Source organism: Planktothrix sp. PCC 11201 (assembly GCF_900009135.1).
GTDB lineage: Bacteria > Cyanobacteriota > Cyanobacteriia > Cyanobacteriales > Microcoleaceae > Planktothrix.
The window spans coordinates 721,215-743,536 of sequence record NZ_LT797711.1 but is presented as its reverse complement, the minus strand read 5'-3'; the positions used below and the strand labels follow the sequence as shown (position 1 = coordinate 743,536).

Sequence of the window (22,322 nt, the reverse complement as noted above, 5' to 3'; positions counted from 1 at the left end):
AAGATAATGGAGCCTAACGATCTAAAGAACTTATCAGATCACGATAAATCAATCCAAACTAGAGTTTTTAAAGCACTCAATGAAGCCAAAGAAAGATTAAAAGCCGTTGAAGCTCAACAAAGTGAACCCATAGCGATTGTCGGTTTAGGATGTCGTTTTGGCAATAATATTGCCACGGTTGATTCCTTTTGGTCTTTTCTCAAAGCAGGTGGAAATACCCTCAGAGAACTCCCTAATGATCGCTGGAATCGGGATGATTTTTATGACTTAGATCGGAGTAAACCGGGCAAAATCTATGTCTCCCAAGGCGGTTTTCTCGATGATGTTTCCAAGTTTGACCCACATTTTTTCGGCATTGCCCCGAAAGAAGCCCTGCACATTGATCCTCAGCAACGGTTACTGTTAGAAGTTGCTTATGAAGCTTTAGAAAATGCAGGCATGGCGACACCAACGGCCAGAATCGGCAAGACCGGTGTTTTTATTGGCATTACTAACAATGATTATGCTCGCCTAATTGCACCGGAGGATGATTATAGTGGCATTGGAGCCTATCATATCTCCGGCAATCATACCAATGCCGCCGCCGGGCGTATTTCTTACCTTTTGAATCTCAATGGCCCCAGTTTAGCGGTAGATACGGCTTGTTCTTCTTCCTTAGTCGCTGTTCATCTGGCCTGCCGTTCTTTGCGTTCCCAAGAATGTAGACAAGCTTTAGTCGGGGGAGTTAACTTAATTTTAACCCCAGAAGTTCCGATTGCCCTATGTCGAAATCAGATGTTAGCCTCCGATGGAAAATGCAAAACCTTTGATGCAAGTGCCGATGGTTTTGGCATAGGTGAAGGGTGTGGAGTTATTGTCTTAAAAAGATTGAGTCAAGCCCTAGAAGATGGTGATCGGATTTGGGCTTTAATTCGAGGAACCGCAGTTAATAATGATGGCGCCAGTGGAGGGTTTACGGTTCCCAATGGCACGATCCAAACAGAGTTAATTCGGGAAGCTCTGACCGATGCCCGGTTAAATGCAGATGCGATTGATTATGTCGAAGCCCACGGCACAGGCACATCCCTGGGAGACCCGATTGAAATTAAAGCTATAGCTGATGCTTTATGCGTCAATCGCTCAAAATCTCAACCATTATTAGTCGGTTCTGTCAAAACAAATCTGGGTCATCTCGCTGCGGCGGCGGGGATTTCAGGCTTGATTAAAACTGTATTATCTATCTACTATTCAGAAATTCCCGCCCATCTTAATTTTCACAACCCTAATCCCCACATTAATTGGGCTAGTTTACCCATCAATGTCGTTACAAAAACTCGTCCTTGGGTTGTCAGTAATGGCAAAATTAAATCGGCGGTTGTGAGTTCTTTTGGAGCATCGGGAACCAATGCGAATGTAATTTTAAGCGAACCCCCTCAAGACCAACCCCTAATCCCCAAAACATCCCCGATCCTAGTTACTTTATCAGCCAAAGATCCAGAACGGTTGCAGATTTTTGCTGCCGAATTAGTGGCTGATCTGAATCAAAAACCTGATCGGAATATCAATGATATTGCCTTTTCCTTAAATACCGGACGTTTTCCCCATAAACATCGACTATCTTTATTAGTTTCTAGTCTGGATAGTTTGCAGCAAGGGCTGGAGATGTTTCTGAGTAGTAATCGGGAGGAAAACCAGAAACAAGTAATTTATGGGGAGGCAAAAAGTAATCCTAAAATCGCTTTTCTATGCAGTGATCAAGGAGAAATATCTCCGAGAATGGGAGAAGATTTATTTACAAATGAGCCTGTATTTAAGGATGCTTTTATTAAATGCGATCGCCTATTTCAAAAACACTTAAAGGCGGGCAATGGGGAATGGGGAATAGGCAAAAAGGCGGGCAATAGGGAGATTCCATTGCCCATTGCCGATTCCCTATTCCCTGCTTTTAAATTTGCTTTCCACTATGCACTTTGTGAACTCTGGAAATCCTGGGGAATTTGTCCGGCTGCGGTTTTAGGTTCGGGATTAGGTGAATATCTTGCCGCCCAACAAACGGGTGTTTTTTCCCTAGAAGATGCAGTTAAGCTAGTCGCAGGTCGCGCTCATTTTTTATCGCAAAAATTCGATCAAAAAGAATTAGTAGCTTTTCAAAAAATCGCCGAAGAAATTACTTATCACCAGCCCCAACTGACCTTAATTGCTAATGGTGAACTGGCTAATAACTCTCTAACAACTTCGGATTATTGGGGACAACCAATTCAAGAATCAAAGCAGGTTGCTAAAGGAATTACTACCTTACATCAAATGGGGTATCAAATCTTCCTAGAAATTGGGAATTACCCAGATTTAATCAATATTGGTCGTCAAAATTTAGCGGAAAACTCGATACTTTGGTTGTCTAGTTTAGTCAAAGATTGTCATAGTAATCAGCAAATGCAAATTGTTCTGGGAGAACTGTATATCCGAGGAGTAAATATTGATTGGAAAGGATTTCATCATTCCCATCCAGGACGAAAAATTAGTTTACCCAATTCTCCTTTTATCCGCAAACGTTACTGGATAAATTCAGTTAATAATCAACCCAAAGCAATTAGCAAAGGTAATGATTATTCCTCCGGTCATCCCTTACTAGGTGATCGTTTTCCTTCGCCTTTATCCGATCTTCAATATCGAGGGAGTATTAGTCAGCGTCAACCCGCTTTTTTACAAGAACATCAAGTTTTTGATCAATCCATATTTCCCGGGTCTGCATTGATTGAAATGGCCTTGGCTGCCACACAAAATCAAACTGTTATCTTAGAAAATATACAATTCAAAAAAGCCTTAGTTTTAACAGATAAACAAGATATATTACAATTAATTGTCACCGATAAAAGTTGGCAAATTTATCATCAAATTGATCAAAACTGGGAAATCTTGGTGACGGGGGAAATTGATCAATCAAAATCCATGAATGGGGAATGGGCAATAGGGAATAGGCAATATTCCCTATTGCCTGCAATTGATTCAACCGTTGATCACCTAGAAAAAATAAAAGCAAATTGTCCAGAAGAAGTTGAGATTAATTCCTTTTATCAAACTTACCAAAAAGCGGGAGTTAATTACGGTAGCAACTTTCAGCTAATTGATCAACTTAGGAGGGGTAATAATACAGCTTTTGCTCAAATCAAATTAACAGATACTCTCCGCTTAGAAGCGAAAAAATATCATTTTCATCCCGCGATGTTAGACGCTTGTTTTCAGGTGATTGCTGCTGTTTTATTCAAACAAGAATCATCGGTAACTTATGTACCCATTCGGATTGCTAAATTTCAATTTTTCACTGCCCCCGACGATATTGTTATTAGTGTCGCTCGACTCCAGCCAAATCATGATCATCCTCATATTATTATCTCCGATATTGATATCTATTCCCCCCAAGGTGAACTGATTGCATCAATTATCGGCTTAGAACTAAAACCCGTACAATCTCAAGATATTATTCCCCAAGAAAATCAACCCCAAACCTACCTAGAAGAATGGATTCCTTTACTACCACTATTAGCTAATGGGAGAGACACTTTAGTCACGCCTGATCTGATTAAAGCTCAAATTCAACCAGCGCAATTAGAACAGCAATTGGGAGACAAATTACCCCAATATGAACGCTTACTAGAAGCCCTGGAAAGTTTAAGCATTACTTATATTTGGGAAGCCTTAAAACAACTGAATTGGCAACCCAAATTAGGTCAAACTTACCCCGAAGAACAGATTGCTATTCAAGGCGAAATAGTTGAGTTTTATCGTCCTTTATTATCTCGATGCCTAGAAATTTTAGCCGAGGAAAAAATTGTTACTTGGCAACAAGATGGCTGGTTATTGACAAAAGAATTAGAAACCCTTTCTCAATCACAAATTCAAGATCTTCGCCAACAATTTCCTGATTATCCAGCCGAAATTAATCTAATAGAACGTTGTGGTTTAGCTTTAGCTGAAGTCATGCGTCGTCAAATTGAGCCATTAGACTTAATATTCCCCCAAGGAGATATAAATGCGATCGCCTCAATTTATTCTGAAGCTGCTGGAGCTAAACTAATGAATCAGTTAGTAGCAGTAACTATTAACTGTGCGATCGCTAATTTACCAAGCAATCATCAGCTACGGATTCTGGAAATTGGCGGCGGAACAGGAGCCACCACTGCTGCAATTTTACCCCATTTATCTCCCGAACAAATTGAATATGTATTTACCGATATTTCCTCCAGCTTTTTAAATAGAGCCAAGGAAAATAACAAAAATTATTCCTTCATTCAATATCAAACTTTAGATATAGAAAAAAATCCCTTTAATCAAGGTTTTCTCCCTGGAAATTTTGATATTATTATTGCCGCTAACGTTCTTCATGCCACAGCAGATATTCAAAAAACCCTGGAAAATGTACGCTCTTTAATCGCTCCCAATGGACTACTAATACTATTAGAAAGTACCGGAGCCAGACGTTGGGTAGATTTAACGTTTGGCCTAACGGACGGCTGGTGGTTATGTAGTCAAGATCCGCTCCGCCATGGCTATCCTTTAGTTAATACAGAATCTTGGCAAAATTTACTCACTCAGCATCAATTTGAAGATATTAATATTATTGAACCCAGCCAACCCCAAACCCGAAATCTATTAAAACAAAGTGTGATCATTGCCAAAAGCAGTGACAGATTGATCCCTTTCCATTCAAAATCTAACTCCGATCAAATCATCTTTGCTGATACCCAAGGAATTGCTAACAATTTAATTCCCCCATTACAACAGCGAGGCGTTGGTTGTTCGGTGCTTTTCCCTGAAGACATTAATCCCGATTGTGCCGAGGATTACCTATCGGTATTACAAACCCTTTTAACACCAGAAACCCATCAAATCTTGTACTTTTGGGGACTGGAAAAAATAGCAGGGGAAATTGATCAAGAAGTAGAAGTTCATTGTCAACGGTTTCTGTTTTTATTACAAGCATTATTACAACAAAAAAATCCCCCATCTCTGATTCTTGTCACTCAAGGAGCCGTACCCGCAAAAGAAATAAAAACTCTAACTTCTCCCGCTCAATCTTCTCTATTAGGAATTGCTTTAAGCTTAGGATTAGAACATCCCGAACTCAATTTTAGAGTCATTGATTTAGACCCTAACGAACAAAACTTAGAAGAAAAGTTATTTCGAGAAATCTACAGCAATACCCCAGAAAATCGCATCGCTCTGCGGGGTGAACAACGTTTTTGTCCGCGTTTAGTACAGCGAAAACTCGCAGCAGGAACGATCAATTTTAGTCCCGATGGCTATTATTTAATTTCAGGAGGAACTGGAGGTTTAGGGTTAGCGACTGCCCGATGGATGGTAGAAAGAGGTGCTCGTCATTTAGTTTTGTGTAGTCGCAGTGGTGTACAAGCTGTTAACCCTGAAATTTTGGCAAGTTTGCCATCTAATCCCGTCGATATTAAAATTAAAGACTGTGATGTGACAAATGCGGAAAAACTGCATATTTTACTAGAAGAATGCCGTTCAGAATATCCGGTCAGGGGCATTTTTCATATTGCGGGAACCCTAGATGATACAACATTACTGCGACTAACACCAAAGAGTTTTAATTATGTTTTAGCACCGAAAGTCAAAGGAACTTGGTTGCTACATAAACTCACCTTAAATGACCCTTTAGATTTCTTTGTTTGTTATACCTCCGCTGTGTCTTTAATTGGCTCGGCAGGACAGGCAAATGCTGCCGCTGCTAATGCTTTTGAAGATGCTTTTATCTATTATCGTCAGGCGAATAATTTACCAGGAACTGTGATTAACTGGGGGCCTTGGAGCGAAATTGGTGCGGCAGTAGATCGTAATGTTTTAGAGAGATTAGCCTCTAAAGGTTATCAAGCAATTAAACCTAATTTAGCTCTTAATACCCTAGAAAAAATCCTATTTAATCAGATTATTCGCGCGGGTGTAATTATTATTGACTGGCAACGTTTTCCTTATATTAACCAAAGCTTTTATCAAAACTTCCGATCTCAAGCCAAACTCCAAACTTCTAGTCCATTTTCCCATATTTTAAAACAATGGCAAACCCTACCCATAAAACAGCGTCGTAGTTGGTTAATTAATCATCTGAGTTTGTGTGTATCCAATATTTTAGGACACTCAAATGATGAAATTATTGCTCCCCAACAAGGATTTTTTGATTTAGGAATGGACTCCCTCACCTCTACAGAACTTCGCAATCTTTTGCAAACAGATTTTGATTGTTCCCTGCCATCAACTATTGCATTTCGTTTTCCCAATGTGGAAACTTTAGCCGATTATTTACTGCGGGAAGTTTTAGATAGTTCCGAACCGATACTAACTCCTATTCCAGAAAAAATATCATCAGAAATCCTTCAAAAACAGATTAAAGAATCTACCCCAGACAAACCATACCTAGAAGAAGATCCGATTGTAATTGTCGGTATGGCTTGCCAATTTCCTGGCAGTGCCAAGGATTTAACATCTTTTTGGGAACTTTTAGAACAGGGAAAAGATGCCGTCGGAGAAATTCCTAAAAATCGCTGGGATATGAAAATTTGGTATGATCCCGATCCCGATAAAGCAGGTAAAATATACTCTCCTTATGGTGCATTTTTAGAGCAAATTGATCAATTTGATGCGGAATTTTTCGGCATTATTCCCCGGGAAGCAAACGCCATCGATCCTCAGCAACGTTTGCTATTAGAAACCGCTTGGCAAGCATTAGAAATGGCAGGACAAAATCCGCAAAAATTACGCAATAGTCAAACGGGAGTTTTTATTGGGTGCATGACTCAAGATTATGCCCAATTAAGTTATTCTCCAGAAGCAATTAATGCCTATACGGGTTCGGGAACTTCTGTTAGTGTAGTTTCCGGTCGGCTTTCTTATATCCTGGGTTTGCAAGGCCCATCAATGACAATTGATACCGCTTGTTCTTCCTCATTAGTGGCAGTAAATTTAGCTTACAATGCCTTGCGAAATGGTGAGTGTGATCTGGCTTTAGCCGGGGGGGTTAATGTTATCATCACCCCGGTTATTTCTTTAATTGAAAGTCGCGCCCAAATGCTGGCACCCGATGGACATTGCAAGACATTTGATCAGAGTGCAAATGGCATGGTGCGAGGCGAAGGTTGTGGAATAATTGTTCTAAAAAGATTGAGTCAAGCTATTAAGAATGGCGATCATATTTTAGCCAAAATTTATGGTACAGCAGTCAATCATGACGGCCCCAGTAGTGGGTTAACAGTCCCGAATGGTGCGGCGCAAGAAAAATTATTATATCAAGCCTTGAACACAGCAAATCTGCAACCAGAACAAATAGATTATATCGAAGCTCATGGTACGGGAACTGCCCTTGGAGATCCGATTGAATTAGAAAGTATGGCTGCGGTTTTTGGCAAACGTCCCCCGAATCAACCTTTAGTTATTGGTTCTGTTAAAACGAATTTAGGACACTTAGAAGGAGCGGCAGGAATTGCCGGATTAATTAAAACAGTTTTAGCGTTACAACACCATAAAATTCCTCCCCATCTGCACTTTAAAAAACCCAACCCTCGGTTTGATTGGAGTTCTAATATTTTTGAAGTTCCTGTGGGTGGAAAACCCTGGAATCCTAGTGAACGCCAAAGAATTGCCGGGGTAAGTTCCTTTGGTTTTAGTGGAACCAATGCCCATATTATTGTGGGAGAAATTGACTCTAGTTCACCTCAAAAATCCGAGCATAACTTTTACCTATTACCGCTTTCGGCTCGTTCCGAAAGATCTCTCCAAGAGTTAACTAAAAATTATCAAGAGGCTTTGAATGGGTCTGTCAATTTTGCTGATGTTTGTTTTACAGCTACTACAGGACGGGCTATTTTTCAGCATCGACTCTGTATTTTAGCTGAATCAATGACAACGGCACAAGCAGCACTGGTTAGTTTCCAAAAAGGTGAGAATTCTCAACAATTAATTACACCAATTTTATCAGAAAATAATCTGAAAATAGCTTTTCTATTTTCAGGACAAGGCTCGCAATATTCGGGAATGGGAGAAACCCTTTATCACCGAGAACCCGTCTTTAAAAATACTTTAGATATTTGTAATCAAATCCTAGAACCTATTTTAGAAAAATCCCTATTAGATTTAATCTTTAAATTGCCCAATAGCCAGCTATTAGAACAGACTCAAATCACCCAGCCCGTGCTGTTTTCTTTTGAATATGCACTGGCTAAATTATGGCAATCTTGGGGAATAGAACCTTCAGCACTTTTAGGACATAGTATTGGTGAATATGTAGCAGCTTGTTTAGCCGGAGTTTTCTCTTTAGAAGATGCTTTAAAATTAGTTATCCAACGGGGTCGGTTAATGGGAGAATTACCCCACAATGGCAGTATGGCAGCTATTTATGCTGATTATGAAACCGTGGCGGCGGCCCTTATTTCCTATCAAAATCAAGTTAATATTGGTTCGGCTAATGGCTCAATTACAGTGATTTCTGGGGTAAATGAAATTGTTGATCAACTGGAGAAAAGCTTTATAGATCAAGGCTATAAAACTAAACGTTTAGCCGTATCCCATGCTTTCCATTCCCCTTTAATGGAACCAATTCTTAATGATTTTGCCAAGGTTTTAGAGAAGATTTCATTGCATGAACCTAGCTTAACGATTATTAGTAATATTACAGGTAAACCCATCGGTCAAGAAATTGCGACTCCCGATTATTGGGTCAATCATCTTAGAAGTACGGTGCAGTTTAGTCAAGGGTTTAAGTGCTTAATTGATAGTGGTTATCGCTGTTTTCTGGAAGTTGGTTCTAAACCTGTATTATTAGGTATGGCGCGACTAATTTCGCCAAATCAAGAAATATTATGGCTCCCTAGTATTGTACCTGGACAAGATGAACAAGCCCAAATGTATAGAAGTTTAGCGACACTTTTTGTGAATGGTTATTCCGTAGAATGGACGGAGGTATTTAAACAAGGGAAACGGATTTCTTTACCAACTTATCCATTTCAACGAGAACGTTATTGGATATCAAATTCTGAATTTTCTGTCACCGACATAAAAACGAATTTACATCCTTTTATTCGGGATTTTAAAAAGTTAGCGACTGGGGAAATTGTATTTGAGGGCGAGATCAGTTCAGAGCAGCCAAATTATCTTCAAGAACACCAGGTATTTGAGCAGGTTTTATTTCCAGCGACAGGATTTATAGAAGCAATTTTAGCAGCTAGTCAGAAAATATTGCCTGATAATTTTATCATCCTTCAAAATGTTTCAATTCATCAGGGATTGTTATTATCGGCAACTCCCACAATATTACAAATGATTTTTAAACCCCAAAAATTATCTAAACAAAGCTATAGTTTTGAAATATTTAGTCATAATTCTACAGCAGATCAATGGATTCTTCATGTTACTGGTGAGGTTGAATCTAATAATCTTAAAGGAGTTGCTGAATCGGAATTTAAAAAAGATGAAAAAGCAGAACGGAAAGCGGTTTCTATTGCTCGATTCTATGAACTTTATCAGCAAATGGGAATCAGTTATGGAAAGGGATTTCAAGCGATTCAAGAATTATTTTCTTTAGAAAATGGTTCTCAGGCTAAGATTAGTATTGACCGCAGTTTAGCAGACCAGCGTTATTGTTTCCATCCTGTCCTTTTAGATGCTTGCTTGCAAAGTATTGGTGCAGCTTTTCCTGAAATTCATGGTCAAGAATTGCATTTACCCTATGGGTTTTCTTCATTAGAATTATTCCGAAATCCTGGTGATCAGGTTTGGACACAGGTTAATGTTAAATCGGATTCTCAGGGTGAAATGTGCGTAGATGTAGATATTTATAATCAGGAAAAACAGCTTTGCGCTCGCTTTGAAAATTTAACAGCACGGCGGACTAAACCAGAAGTTTTACAGCGTTTATGGCAAGAAACTGAGAAAAATTGTTTTTATCAAGTTCAATGGGAAAAACTTGCTGCACTACCAACTGTCAATAACAATTTTAAAAATTCTTGGTTAATATTTGTGCATCCGAAAACAGCATTAAATTCCTTGATTAATTTGTTGAAAAAAGCGGGAGAAAAAGTTATAATAGTAGAAATTGGCAACAACTATCAATGCGACTCTCAAGATTATTTTGTGATAAATCCTGCTGAAAAAACTGATTTTCAGCGTTTATATCAACAAGCATATCCGTCGGGAGAATTTCCCACAGGCGTAATTTTTTCTTGGGAAACCGGATCAGTTGCAGAAGATACAGAGAGTATTTACACAAGTTGCCATGCGGCATTGAACTTAATTCAAACTCTGACTAATAACTGGCAAAAATTACCTGATTTATGGCTAATTACTCGTGGTGCTAATCAAATATTAGAAGATCCTGCCTTAGAACCTCAACAATCTTATTTATGGGGATTAGGAGCAGTTATTAATCAAGAATATCCCCAAATGCGTTGTGTATGTTTAGATTTATCGATGACAGCAGAAGCAGATGAAGCTGAGTTATTATTCAATCAATTGCATACTTCAAATAATGAATTACGTCTAGCTTTACGTCAGGGAAACCGTTATGGAGCTAGGTTAGTTTCTGCGACCATTCCCGCAGCACAAAAACAGCAGTTTGTGAGCAAAGAAGGAGCTTATTTAATCACTGGCGGTTTGGGAAAACTGGGATTATTAGCCGCTGAATGGTTATCCCAAATGGGGGCGAGTCACTTAGTTTTATGCAGTCGGAATATTAAATCTCAACCCGAATTAATTGCCTCGTTTGCCGAAAAAGGCACAGAGATTACAATTATCAGTATTGATATTAGTTCTCCCGTAGAGATGGAACAATTATTCTCTCGTTTTGGAGCCGATTTGCCATCTTTACGAGGGGTAATTCATGCTGCTGCTGTCTTAGATGATGGACTTTTAATTAATCAAAATTGGCAAAAATATCAAAACGTCATGCGTCCTAAAGTAGAAGGAACTTTATTATTAGATCACTATACTCGCCCCCAATGTTTAGACTTTTTTATTAGCTTTTCTTCTGCTGCTGTGATTCTGGGTTCACCTGGTCAAAGTAATTATGCTGCTGCTAATGCTTTTATGGATGCTTTAATGCAGCAACGACATAGTTTAGGATTACCTGGAATTAGTATTAATTGGGGAGCTTGGAATACGGGGAATGAAATTGAACAACAACGTTTTGCTAATTGGGGGATTCAAAGTCAGTCGGCTGATACGGCTTTTAAATATCTCAATTCGTTAATTCTAGGTAAGGTTGTCCAAGGAGTAATTCTTGATATTGACTGGTCTATTTTTAACCAATCTTTTAATATTAATCAACCCTTCTTTGCCGAAGTATTAACCCCAAAAGCACAAAAACCAGAAAATTCGGCGAAATTATTGCAGAGGTTAAAATCTGTCTCCATAGATGAGCGAATCGCCACTTTATCTCAAGGAATTGAACAGATATTACGCGAAGTTACTGGGTTAAAAGCTAATAAAGTCATTTCTCAACAAACATCATTTTTAGACTTAGGCTTAAACTCCCTAATGGTAATAGAATTTAAAAATCGCCTAGAAAATGATTTAGGTTGCACCTTGTCCGCTTCGATTATTTTTGATTATCCTAATATCCTAAGTTTAAGTGCCTACCTGCGAGCAGAAATATTAGCAAGTGATCTCGATTTCGAGATCAAAACGGATGCACCCACAGAGTCTCTAAATCCCTATGACAGTCTGAGTGAGGAGGAGCTTGCTATATTACTTAATCAAAAGTTAATCGAGCTTGATTAATCAAGCAAAATCTGATATAGTGACAAACCTAAAGGTAAATAAATACCGGGAGCCTGCATGGTTCAAAATACAGATTATAAAAAATTAATCGCAACAACTTTAACAAAAATGGAGGTAATGCAGGCTCGTATTACCGAATTAGAAACTAGACAAAGGGAGCCCATTGCTGTTGTTGGCATGGGATGTCATTTCCCTGGTGGTATTACATCTCCTGAAGAATATTGGAATTATTGTCAAGCTGGACTTGACGCGATCATAGAAGTTCCTAAAAGTCGTTGGGATAGCTCAAAATTTTATGCAAAAGAACCGACACTGGGAAAAATAAACACTTCCTATGGTGGATTTCTTCAACGGGATATTACAGAATTTGATGCCCGTTTCTTTTCTATTTCTTCCCGCGAAGCCACCTCAATGGATCCCCAACAAAGGTTACTATTAGAAGTAACTTGGGAAGCCTTAGAAAATGCCAATTTACCCCCGAATAATTTAGCAGATAATACCGTTGGGGTATTTGTTGGCATCACCAGTGTTGATAATGCCATTACGGTTTACAACAGCAGTTATGATCAAATTGACTCTTTTTTTGGCACAGGAAATGCCCTGAGTGCAGCCGCAGGTAGACTATCTTATTTCTTCAATCTTAGGGGGCCTTGTCTGTCTATTGATGCGGCCTGTGCGTCTTCTTTGGTAGCAGTTCATCAAGCAATTAGTAGCCTGAGAAATCATGAATGTGAACTCGCTTTAGTTGCCGGGGTCAACCTCATTTTAAATCCGGCAATTGCGATTAATCTTTCCCAGTCGGGAATGTTGTCCCCCGATGGTCGCTGCAAAACTTTTGACGCTTCTGCCAATGGCTATGGGCGTGGCGAAGGGTGTGGGGTTTTAGTCTTAAAAACTTTATCAGAGGCACAGAAAAAAGGCGATCGCATTCTTGCCATTCTGCGGGGGTCGGCGGTCAACCATAACGGGGCCGCTGCCGGGTTGACCGTTCCCAGTGGCCCTGCTCAACAAGAACTGCTCCGTCAAGCCATTGCCGATGCTAGAATCACCCCTGAAGACGTTGGGTATATAGAAGCTCATGGCACGGGAACTTCTTTAGGAGACCCGATAGAAATGAATGCGATCGCTTCTGTTTATGGAAAACGAGCGCAGCCTCTTTATATTGGTTCAGTGAAAACCAATATCGGACACCTCGAAGCTGCCGCCGGGATGGCGGGAATTATCAAGACAATTCTGGTACTTCAACATGGTGAAATACCTGCCCATCTTCACTTTCAAACCCCTAATCCTCTGATTAATTGGCAAGACAATTCTATCAAAATTCCCACCCAAACTATCCCTTGGCCAAATAACAACAAAATTCCCATGGCTGGGGTAAGTTCCTTCGGTTTTTCGGGAACAAATGCCCATGTAATTGTGGAAAAAGCACCCGAGATCAAGACAACAGAAATTAAGCAACCCCTTCCTAGTTATCTATTAACAATTTCTGCTCATAACAAAACCGCTTTACAAGAACTAGCCCAACGTTTTTCGACCCGCTTAGAATCCCATCCAGAAATAGGAGATATTTGTTATAGTGCGGCGGTGGGGAGAGCAAAGTTATCTGAACGTTTAGCAATTGTTGCTAATACTTTGCCAGAATTACAACAAAGATTAGTCGCTTTTGCGGATCAAACTTTCCTTGATAATTTGACTTTTTATCAACGCTTTACCGAAGAAAAACAGCCTAAAGTTGTTTTTCTGTTTACGGGTCAAGGTGCTTGTTATCCGGGGATGGGTGAGCAACTCTACCAAACTGAACCCACATTTCGTCAATATATTGATCAATGTGCAGAAATTTTATCGAGTTATTTAGAGTATCCATTAACCGAAATATTATTTGGTGAACACACCAATTTACTGAATCAAACTGCCTACGCTCAACCCGCCATATTTGCCCTAGAATATGCCATTGCTATGCTTTGGAAATCTTGGGGAATTACACCCAGTTTACTGATTGGACATAGCGTTGGGGAATATGTAGCCGCTTGTATCGCCAGAGTATTTAGCTTAGAAGCGGGACTCGCATTAATTGTGAAACGGGGTCAATTAATGCAAACTACAAAAACCGGAAAAATGGCTTCAATTTTCGCCGATGAAGCTACGGTACTTTCTCTGATTCAAAACTATAAAAATACCGTTGCCATTGCTGCTATTAATCATCCTCAACAAATTGTAATTTCTGGAGAAATTGCCAGGATTGAGGAAATTATTATTAACTGTAAACAGCAAAAAATTGCGACTCAATATCTCTCCGTTAATCAAGCTTTTCATTCTCCCTTAATGGAGCCAATTTTAAATGAATTTGAACAGGAAGCTGGTCGGATTTCTTACCATCGCCCCCAAATTCTGTTAGTTTCAGGAATTGACGGAAAAATTTTAGAAAATGCCCCGGATGCAAGTTATTGGAGACAGCAATGTCGTCAACCTGTACAATTTTTAGCAAGTTTGAACACGGCATTAAATAAAGGATATAATCTGTTTTTAGAAGTCGGTTCAAGACCAATACTCGCAGAACAGGGGCGTCGTTATCACATCGGAGGTATTTGGCTTGGTTCACTAAATCGAGGTTTAGATAACTGGCAGACAATGCTCTCGGCATTGGGTCAACTGTACCTGAATGGAGTCTATTTTAACCCGGAAAAATTTAATCAAAATTATGGATATAAACAAGTAAGATTACCTAATTATCCCTTTCAAAGAAAACGGTTTCAATTTCAACCTACTGTTGGGCAGGAAACCACCCAAATTAAAGAAATATATCCCGAACTAGAAACGACTAAAATCACTGAACTAAAAGTACAAAATATGCAAAAACATCAACTCGAAATCCGCCAGCAATTAAAGTCTATTCTTGCCCTCCTGCTCAAAGAGAATCAAAATGATATTCGGGATGATGAAACCCTATTAAATCTGGGAGCAGACTCTATTATTCTAACAGATTTTTCTCGCAAAGTTGAAGAAAAATTTAAAGTAAAAGTCAAAATAGATCAGTTATTCACTGACTTACAAACTATTGCCGATATCGCTGAATATATCTATAATTCTATTGAACCAAAAAACTTAGAAACTGCTTCAGAAAAGACTAGATTAAATCAAGCGGAAATTGTTAATTTTGATCCAGAAATAAATAATTATATAGAAGTCATTTCTCAATTACAACCAATTGCAACTGCTTATATTATTAAAGCATTAGAAGCTTTAGGGAAAAAAATAAATCCAGGAGAAACCTGGACAACAGAAAGCATCAAGCAAACCTTACCCATTGCACCAAAATATCAGGTTTTAGTAACTCGTTATTTACAGGATTTAGAGCAAGCTAACATTATTCAAAATCAAGGTAATATCTGGGCTGTTAAAAACTTACCTGCGTCTTTTTCCTTACCACAAGCTATAGAAAATCTGCAAAAAACTTGTCCCTCGGCAAAACCGGAGTTAGAAATGCTGCAACGCTGCGGAGAAAATTTAGCCGAAGTGCTCAAAGGAAATATAGACCCTTTAACGTTAATTTTCCCAGAAGGTTCAGTTACTCATGCCGAAAGTATCTATGGAAATTCTCCTGTCTCTCGTTTGATGAATCAACGGGTAGCTGAGGCAATTAACCTCACTTTAAACAATTTTTCTCCCAGTATTAACCCTTATAAAATTATCGAAATCGGAGGGGGAACTGGAGCCACTTCTGAAACAATTCTAAATAACTTAAATCCCAATCAGGTCGCCTATTCTTTTAGCGAATTATCTCCATTTTTACTGAATCAAGCGCGTCAAAAATTCCAGGGGAAATATAACCTCAACTTTCATCAATTAGACATTGAAAAATCACCAGCTTCTCAAGGAATACCCGCCCATTCTTATCACATAGTTGTGGCAGCTAATGTTCTTCATGCTACCCGAAATATTACAGAAACCCTGACTAATATTAGAGAGCTACTGCTTCCTGGTGGTTACTTAATTCTACTCGAAACCGTCGAAAATAATTCCTGGCTTAATTTAACCTTTGGATTGACCCCTGGATGGTGGCGTTTCCAAGACAAAGAACTACGTTTAGATACACCTTTATTGAGTGGAGAAAGTTGGTGTTCTGTTTTAAAACGCTGCGGTTTTGCCACTGCTAATAGTTTTTCTAAACAAAACAATATTAATATTTACAATGGCCAAGAATTAATTATTGCTTGTGCTGCTGCTGAAATACTACCGATTCCCCAAACGCCTAAAGCCACCCAATTTTCAACTACCACCTCTGGCAAAGAAGCCCTGATGATGGCTCAATTGCAATCTTTAAAAGACCTTAAAGATCTCCATGAGAAAACCATTATCAAGCAGTTAGAAGTCCTTCAATCCGTAGGGAATACACCCAACGTCATCACCGAACAACCAATAGTTCATACAGAAATTATTCCATCTCAAAATAATCAAATAGAAACAATATTTCCGGCTCAAAAAGAGCAACAAAAACCAATTGCTCCCAGTTTAAATCCCCTAGCATTAAAGATTAATGAGAATAAATCTTTAACCGAAAAACAGCAGGATTTTATTAACAATCTCCAGGCTATTTATAACCAAAAAACCGCAAAATCAAAAGCCTATTCCCAAAATAGCCGAAAAACAATGGTTGATGTCAAACCCACCATTGACTTTCGGATGACATTAAAAGAATTTCAGTATCCCATTGTTTCAGAATCAGCCCAAGGAGCCTGTTTTCGTGACATTGATGGCAATGATTATATTGACTTAGCCATGGGATTTGGTGTTAACTTTTTTGGGCATAGTCCTGATTTTGTCATAGCAGCAGTTCAGGAACAAATGCAGCAAGGAATCGGATTAGGAATGCAGTCTAATCTTGCCGCAGAAACGGCGGCTTTAATTAGTGAAATGGCTGGGGTAGAAAGGGTAGCTTTTAGTAATACTGGAACCGAAGCAATTATGGCGGCCGTTAGGATTGCTCGTTCTCGCACAAAACGCCCAAAAATCGTGATGTTTTCCGGTTCCTATCACGGCACTTTTGACGGCATTCTAGCGCGAGTGGGAGAGGATACAACCAGCACTCAACCCGTGAGTCTGGGCACACCATCAGGAATGGTTGAAGATGTAATTGTTTTGAGTTATGGAGTCGAAGAAAGTTTAGAAATTATTGCGGCTCATAGTGATGATTTAGCAGCAGTATTAGTAGAACCTGTTCAAAGTCGTAAACCCGATTTACAACCTCAAGAATTTCTGCAAAAGTTAAGAAAATTAACTCAGGAAAAAGGGATTGCACTAATTTTTGATGAAATTATTACGGGATTTCGGATTGCTCCTGGAGGGGCGCAACAATGGTTCAATATTGAGGCAGATATTGTTATTTACGGTAAGGCAATTGGTGGGGGTTTACCTATCAGTATGATTTGCGGAAAAGCAGATTTCTTAGATACCGTTGATGGTGGTTTCTGGGAATACGGTGATGACTCCCATCCCCAAACTGAATTAACCGCTTTTGGCGGAACTTTCTGTCGTCATCCTTTGGCACTGGCAGCCTGTCGCGCGGTGCTTTTATATCTTAAAGAACAAAGTCCAACCATTCAGGAACGGGTAAATCAATTAACCCAACGATTAGCTACGGAGACGAATCAGTTCTTTCAAGAAATAGGAATTCCCATTCGCATTGTTAATTTTGGTTCTTTGTTTCGCTTTGAACCTTTTGGAGCCTATAGTCTTTTCCTCCAACCTATTGAATTACCTCTATTTTACTACTTGTTAAATCTTAAAGGTATTTATACATGGGAAAAACGAGTTTGTTTTCTCTCTACCTGCCATACAAATGAAGATATAGATAAAGTTATAGCTGCGGTCAAATCAGCGATTATCGAATTGCAGCAAGGGGGTTTTTTTGCAAATGCCAAACTTCCAAAAGTAAAGAAGCAAGAGAAAAATGTTGAGAGCGATGATGAAGATGGGAGGGAAAATTTAAACCCAATAAATCAGCAATTTCCTACCAGTGAAGCCCAGCGTCAGCTTTGGTTATTGGCAGAATTAGATAGAAATGCTTCCGCCTCCTATAATGTCACAGCTTCTTTAGAATTAAGGGGTTCTTTAGATATTTCAGCTTTACAAGAAGCGATTAATCAAGTTATCAATCGTCACGAAGCTTTGCGAACCAAAATAGTAGAACAAGGGGAAGTACAGGAAGTTATTAATAGCGTCAAAATTCAGTTAACCTTAATTAATTTGAACGATGAACAGAATCCTCAAGCAATGGCTTTAGCATTAAGGTCTCAGTTTTCTAAAAAGCCTTTTGACTTGTCTATAGCTCCCTTATTTGCTGTTATCTTAATCCGCCTAACCCCTGACCATTACCTGTTATCTTTAAAAACCCATCATATTGTTGTAGATGGTTGGTCACTAGGGTTGATTTTGGATGAAATTGGTCAACTTTATTCCACCCAAATTGGTGCTACTACAAACCCTTTAGAACTCCCAATGCAGTTTCGCCAATATTTAGCTTTGCGAGAGCAAGAAGCGCAGAGTCCACAGATGTTAGAACATCGTGATTTTTGGTTAAAAACCTATCAAGGAGAAATTCCCGCCTTTGAGCTTCCTACCGACTTTCCCCGTCCAGCAGTTAAAACTTACACTGGAGGTCAAGAAAGTAAAATTGTTGCACCTGAACTTTGGCAAAATTTACAAACCGTAGGACGGCAAAATCAAGCAACATTATTTATGACAATGTTCGCCGCCTACACAGCTTTTTTAAGCCGAATTTCTAGCCATAATGATTTAGTCATTGGGATTCCCATTTCGGGACGACAAATAGAAGGTAGCGACCAATTAGTTGGCTTTTGTTCACAATTTTTACCGATTCGGATGAAAGTAGATATCACGAATTCTTTTGTTGAACATTTGCAACGGACTAAACAAACACTCATCGCTGCTTTTAGACATCAAAGTTATACCTTAGAAAATTTATTGGCCGCCCTACAATTACAACGGGATTTTTCCCGTTCTCCTCTGATTTCAGTATCTTTTAATATAGACCCTAGTTTAACTCTACCTGAGTTTGAAGGATTAAAAGTATCCCTGCCACCAGAACCAATTGGTTACACGCCTTTCGATGTTGGATTTAACTTTATTGAAGTCAATAATAACCTGATTATTTACTGTAATTACAATACAGAACTGTTTAAACAAGGGACTATTAAACAGTTTCTCGAAAGTTTTGAAATTTTGTTAGATGGGGTAATTCATAATGCCAACAGTTTGCTCCATCAGTTACCTTTATTAACCAAATTACAACGGGAAAACTTACTGGCTGAGTTAATCGGAGAAACCAGAGAATTACCGGAAAATGCTACCATCATTGATGATTTTGTTTCTCAAGTTAACTCAACTCCCAATGCCCCCGCCTTAGTTTCTGGAGAAACCACTCTTACCTATCAAGAATTGAATCAAAAAGTTAATCGTTTAACCCATTATCTACAACATCAATATCAGCTAGGTGCAGGCAAAGTAATCGGGCTAATGATGGGACGGAATCAAAACCTAATCATTAGTATCCTAGCAATTTTTAAAACCGGGGCGACCTATGTTCCCATAGATGCCGAATATCCGAATAATCGCATAGATTTTATTATCAAAGATAGTGGTTGTCATGTTTGTCTAACTGAGAGTAATTTGACCTCTAAATTACCTCAAGAAATAGAGACAATTTGCTTAGATAAAATTGCTAATATTTTAGCAAAATACGGCGATAAAGAGCCTAGTATTCCACCGGATTCTAGCCAAATTGCTTATATTTTCTATACTTCTGGTTCCACGGGAAATCCTAAAGGAGTCATGGGTCGCCATCTCTCTATTTTGAATGTAATTCAGAGTTTACGACTCACCTTTGATTTAGATAAATATCCTGAATGGCGCTATATTTTTACGGCTGCTGTCACCCACGACCCATCTATTCGTAATATTTTTCTACCTTTAACAATAGGCGCTCCTTTATATATTTACGAAGTCAAATATATCGGACATTTAGTTTCCTTTTTACAGGAAAATCAAATTAACGCGCTGCACACAACACCATCTATTTATCGGGAAATTTTAGGTTTACTCGAACCAGGAGAAACTATCTCTAGCTTAAAATATATCTCCGTAGGGGGAGAGAAATTAGATCGAGAAACAGCACTAGCTTTACGCCAACGTTTTCCGGGAAAAATTGTTAGTAATGTTTATGGTTCAACAGAAACTTGTGTCGGAGTATCTCAATACAAAATCAACGAAAATTTAGATACAGACGTACCCCTAGGTCAAGTTTTCCATAATAATCGGCTATTTGTCCTGGATGAATTTAATAATCCGGTTCCTCTGCATATAGTTGGGGAAATTTGTGTCGAAGGGGCCGCCTTAGCATCGGGTTATCACAATCTTCCTGAAATCACCAAAGAAAAATTTAAACCGGGCTTTTTTGATCAGAAAACAACGCTGTTTAGAACCGGGGATTTAGGGAAACAAACTGCTCCCGGTGTGATTGAATTTATGGGCAGAAAAGACAATCAAGTTAAGGTAAATGGCTATCGTATCGATCCCGGAGAAATTGAATATCAACTTAATCATTATCCTCAGATTGAGAGAGCTATTATTCTACCGATCCAAGTCAATAATCAAACTCAATTATCAGCCTATTGTCAAACAGATAAACAGATAGAAATTTCTGAAATCAGAGAATTTCTAGCTAATTTTCTGCCAGTTTACATGATTCCTAGTTACTTTATTTTCTTAAAGCAATTTCCCCTAACTAAACACGGCAAACTTGACTTAAACTCGCTGATTGCAATGAATGAAACAGGGAAATCTACCCTAGTAAATTATGTTGCACCGCGTAATAATTTGGAGTTAAATCTAGTTCGGATCTGGGAAAAGATTCTGACTAAACATCCCATCGGTATTTTTGATAACTTCTTTGAAATTGGCGGACATTCTCTGATGCTTTCGAGAATCGTAACCCACGTTCATAAAGAATTAAATGTATCGGTAAAATTGGCTGACTTCTTTAAAGTTCCTACCATTGCCGGATTAGCCATTTTAGTCTCTAAAACTGAATATGATTATCAAGAACCCATCCCCACAATTCCTCTGCAAAAATCCTATCCGATGTCCCATGGGCAACGTCGTCTTTGGGCTTTAGAATTTCTTGATCGCAATCATAATGCCTATGGAATGCCCAGTGTTTATCAATTCAAAGGCAATCTGAATATTGCGGCTTTTGAAAATGCTTTTCAACAGTTAATTCAACGCCACGAAATTTTGCGAACTACCTTTACCCTAATCGATAATCAACCGCGTCAAGTTGTACACAATCAAATGAATTTTGGCATTAAACAAATAGACTTGACAAATTATTTAGAAACAGAACAAGCTAAACTAATTGCTGAGGCGATTTCCCATAATGCCAAGACTACTTTTGATTTAGAAGTGGGGCCGTTACTCCAAGTTAAGTTACTCAAACTGAGTCAAGAGAATTATATCGTGTTATTTAATATGCACCATATCATTTCTGATGGTTGGTCAGCCGGGGTTTTAATTAAAGATTTTCTGGGGCATTATCACACATATCGACAACAAAATTCAGAGTTACTACCCCCTCTAAAAATTCACTATAAAGATTATACTGACTGGCAAGAAAATCAGTTAAAAACATCGAAACTTCAAGCTCAACGTGATTACTGGTTAACTAAGTTAACCCCGGCTCCTCAACATCTTAACTTGCCTTTTGATTATCCTCGACCCGCCATTCAAAGTTTTCAAGGAAAGACGGTGATCTGGAAACCAAATTCAGAACTAATTGAGCATTTTCAGATATTAATTAAAGACCAAGAAGCTAGTTTATTTATGGGGTTACTGACTTTAGTTAAGAGTTTTCTTTTTCGTTATACCGAACAAAATGAGATTACAGTAGGTTCTCCCATTGCGGGTAGAAATCATCCCGATTTAGAATCACAAATTGGTTTTTATGTTAATACTTTAGTCCTGCGGGATCAAATTAGAGCAGATGACAGTTTTTTGAATGTCCTGACCAAAGTAAAAACCACCACATTAGAAGCTTATGAAAATCAAGAATATCCTTTTGATAAAGTAGTTTCAGATCTCAATTTACCGCGCGACCCTAGTCGAAATGCCCTCTTTGATGTTGCGGTTGCCCTGCAAAATAATCAAAATGTAGATCTCGCACTAGAAGGAATTACAGTTAACTCCATTGACCCAGAGATGACTACGGCTAAATTTGATTTAGAGTTCATTTTTGTTGAGGAAGAAGAATTATACTTGAAGCTAATCTACAATACGGATATATTTATTAATGAGCGGATTTTATTGATGGTTAACTTATTAGAAAATCTGATGGAGCAAGTGATAAAATACCCTGATCAACCATTGATAAAACTATCTTTAGAATCAAGCAATTCTCACCAAGAATATAGCGACTTATTCGCTGAAGATTTTAATTTTTAAAATTACTAATTAGGAGAATAAACATGAGCGCACAATTCAATTCTTAGAGT

Annotated in this window: 2 protein-coding genes; both read left to right on the top strand. The window is 38.6% G+C overall.

The features are described from left to right. Positions 1–6 precede the first annotated feature (6 nt). On the top strand, positions 7–11,760 hold the full coding sequence (locus PL11201_RS25200) for a type I polyketide synthase (protein ID WP_079681565.1): 11,754 nt from the start codon (positions 7–9) through the stop codon (positions 11,758–11,760). Positions 11,761–11,817: 57 nt separating this feature from the next. Further along, entirely contained in the window at positions 11,818–22,272 is a 10,455-nt protein-coding gene (locus tag PL11201_RS25195) for a hybrid non-ribosomal peptide synthetase/type I polyketide synthase (RefSeq protein WP_079681564.1), read from the top strand. Positions 22,273–22,322 lie beyond the last annotated feature (50 nt).